This window comes from Paenibacillus sp. AD87 (genome assembly GCF_001659845.1).
Taxonomy (GTDB): Bacteria; Bacillota; Bacilli; order Paenibacillales; family Paenibacillaceae; genus Paenibacillus; species Paenibacillus marchantiae.
The window spans coordinates 1-3,165 of record NZ_LXQN01000011.1; the positions used below are offsets into that span (position 1 = coordinate 1).

The 3,165-nt window shown below is 47.7% G+C and carries 3 protein-coding genes; 1 reads left to right on the forward strand and 2 read right to left on the reverse strand.

Annotated elements, in window-relative coordinates; all coding sequences use genetic code 11:
* The coding region (locus gpAD87_RS22960) for a helix-turn-helix domain-containing protein (RefSeq protein WP_157258553.1) at positions 1-408 on the forward strand (408 nt) is incomplete at its 5' end.
* 577 nt (positions 409-985) lie between these two features.
* On the opposite strand, the gene gpAD87_RS22965 is transcribed toward gpAD87_RS22960, so the two are convergent.
* Together gpAD87_RS22965 and gpAD87_RS22970 are read right to left on the reverse strand one after the other, a co-directional pair.
* On the reverse strand, positions 986-2,710 hold the full coding sequence (locus tag gpAD87_RS22965) for an ABC transporter ATP-binding protein (RefSeq protein ID WP_064637814.1): 1,725 nt from the start codon (positions 2,708-2,710) through the stop codon (positions 986-988).
* A partial coding sequence (locus gpAD87_RS22970) for an ABC transporter ATP-binding protein (protein WP_157258554.1) occupies positions 2,707-3,165 on the reverse strand: 459 nt, incomplete at its 5' end. The genes gpAD87_RS22970 and gpAD87_RS22965, both read right to left, overlap by 4 nt.

Here is a 3,165-nt window from a genome sequence, read left to right on the forward strand (position 1 = left end):
ATCGATATCATGCCAGAAATGGTACGTAAAACAATGGATTATATTGAAGCGCACATTTCCCAGGAGATTACGCTTCCCAAGCTTGCCGAGGCATTTTATATGAACAGCACGTATATCAGCCGCCAGTTTAAAAAGCATACCGGACTAACGATCCGCTCTTACATCATGAACCGTCGTATTGAATTGGCGAGATATTACCTATCCGGCGGGATGAGCATTACGGATGCCTGCTTCCAATCGGGGTTTCGCGATTATGCCAATTTTATTCGAACCTTCACCAAAATTACCGGAGTCTCTCCGGGCAAATATAGCAGACAAGCACAAAATATTCCTGATCCATCCTTTGCACACTATGCAGCATTAAACCCGGCAAAGGATGGTCAAAAATTAATCGACAGATTTAAATAGCACATCCACTCTAGGATAAAAATTGCGCCCCAATATAACTGATCAATTGTTGTCGCTTCATAACTTTTTTAGCCATGAAAAAAGCTCCTTCGTTAAACAAAATCAAGACTATCTTATAAGATAGCCTTTGTTTCTTATCTACTAAATGAGGATACTATCAATAGGGGTCTATTTCCGCTTATTATTTCCTCCTTCGACATTTAAAATGCTCAATTTTCCATCCGAAAACGAGTAACAAAGCAGCACCGAACACTTCTATAACCCCTGCAATGAAAAGTATTCATCAACAACATTGAGCAATCCCACCCATTAGATTAACGAATTGACAGGCGAAAATCGTTTAGATACATGCCTGATCGGTAATCGGAATATGTTCTTGTCCATTCAGGCAATCGGTACAAGTTCTTCTCCTTGGCTCGGGACACGAACTTGTACCAACCTTCATATCGTGCATTCCCCTAATAACGCAGTGTACAGTCCTGCAGGACCGGACCGCCGCCCACAATTGTTAGATCATATAATACAGTCATCTTCGTCCTGTCCTTCTCCTGTTTTGTCTTGTTTGTATTGGTTACGTTCAAGAGGCTTGTGTCGCATACAATCGTGCATAAATACCTCCGCTATGCAGCAGTTCCTCATGCGTACCCATCTCGGCGATCTCTGTACCCTCCAGCACAACGATCTGGTCGGCATGACGGACCGTCGATAGCCGATGGGCAATCACCAGTGTTGTGCGATCCTTCGATATTTCATCCAGTGCCTGTTGGATCTCTTGCTCGGTCTTGGTATCAAGCGCCGATGTCGCTTCATCCAGAATGAGGATTGGTGCATTGCGCAGAATCGCCCGTGCTATCGAAAGGCGCTGTTTCTGCCCTCCGGACAAACGCACACCGCGTTCACCAATTACCGTATCGTAGCCTTGCTCCATCTGAGATATAAATTCATGTGCTTTAGCTGCTTTAGCTGCGGCAATCACATCTTTCCGGGTCGCGTCCTTCCATCCATAAGCAATATTGTCATACACCGAGCCATCAAACAGGAACGTATCCTGCAGCACCATTGAAATATTGTTACGCAGGCTGGAAAGCGTCACATCACGAATATCGATGCCATCCACTCGAATCGATCCCGCCTGCGGGTCGTAGAATCGGTTAACGAGACTGGCCAATGTCGACTTACCTACTCCTGTGGTGCCTACAAGCGCTACTGTCTTTCCATGATCAATGGTCAGGTTCAGCCCCTCTAGTACAGGCGCACCATCTTGATAAAGAAATGTGACATCTTGAAAGGAGATCTGTCCTTGTACACGCGGCAAATGGACTGCGTTTCGCTTCTCCTTTATGTCTTCCTCTTCTTCCAGCACATCATATACCCGTTTAAGGCCAGCGGAGGCTCGCCCGGCCATTTCCACCAAGCCGGAAAAAGACTTTATCGGTTGATAAAACATACCCAGGTAGGCGATGAATCCGATGATATCAGCAATGCTTACCTCGCCTGTTGCCATCAATCTGCCGCCCAGTATCACGACAAATACAGTCCCCAGTGTGGTCACAAATGCCAACAAAGGCAAAGAGGTTTCATAGAACAAACTGGCGCGTAAATAGGTCTTCGAATATTTCATAGCCAGACGAGAAACGTTGCCTCGCTCCTCCTCCTGTCGATTGAAAATTTGGATTTCTTTCATGCCCGATAAATTTTCCTGCACCTTTCCAGCGATATCTCCCCGAGCTTGGGAACTCTCTCCCCACAGCGGCGACAAGTGCTTGCTTTGCCATACCGTGATTACAAGCAGCAACGGAATCGTGATCAGACTGATCAGTGCCAGCTTCACATTGATCGTCAAGAGCAGGATGCCTACTCCGATAAAGGTCAGTCCGTTAACGATAAAGTCAGGTATAGCATGGGCAATGAAAATTTCCGCTTCCATCGCATCATTCACAACGCGCCCGGTCAAGTCACCCGTCCGGCTTCGATGGAAATAGCGCAAACTCATCTGCTGATATTTGCTATACAATCTTGTTCGTAAATCCGCCACGTAATGAAGTGCGGCATAATGGTTCATATAGCCTGCCAGTGATGTTCCGATGGCTTGCAAACAGGTGGCTCCAAGTAGCAATAAACCAATCTTCAATGCTTCTGCGGCAAACTGACTGCTACCTTCGGTTGCCAATTGTGTCAACGAACGGAGCGCCCAGGGCAAATAAAATCCGGCAATTGTGGCCAGCACGACACCGACAAATCCAATGCCTAACTGCATCCAGTATTTTCGTGCGCCCAGCAGGACACGCCATGCGATTTTCATGTGGCTATCTTCTCCTTCTGCTCCTTATCATTTAAGAATCCTTGATCCGCCCCTTGGTCTCTACGCTTATCACGCAATATCTCGTACGTCACATACACCGGTCGCCCCGTTCGTGGTTCCAGCATAATTTCGGCATCGATGGCAAACACCTCACGTAGCGTCCGTGCCGTCATTACGTGCTCTGGCGAGCCATGCTCCACCACCTGACCATCACGAATCGCCACCATATAGTCGGAGAAGCGTGCTGCCAGATTCAGGTCATGCAGCACCATCACAATCGTAACCTGCTGACTGCGATTCAGTTCATAGAGCAGCTCCAGCACTTCAAGCTGATGTGCCAGGTCCAGATAGGTGGTGGGTTCATCCAGCAGGATCAGATCGGTCTGCTGGGCGAGTGCCATCGCAATCCATACGCGCTGACGTTGACCGCCAGAGAGCGTATCGACCTCGCGATG

What these genes read in the sequence shown, in the direction of transcription:
- gpAD87_RS22965 (WP_064637814.1), bottom strand. Translation starts at nt 2,710, where the DNA reads ATGAAAATCGCATGGCGTGTCCTGCTGGGCGCACGAAAATACTGGATG.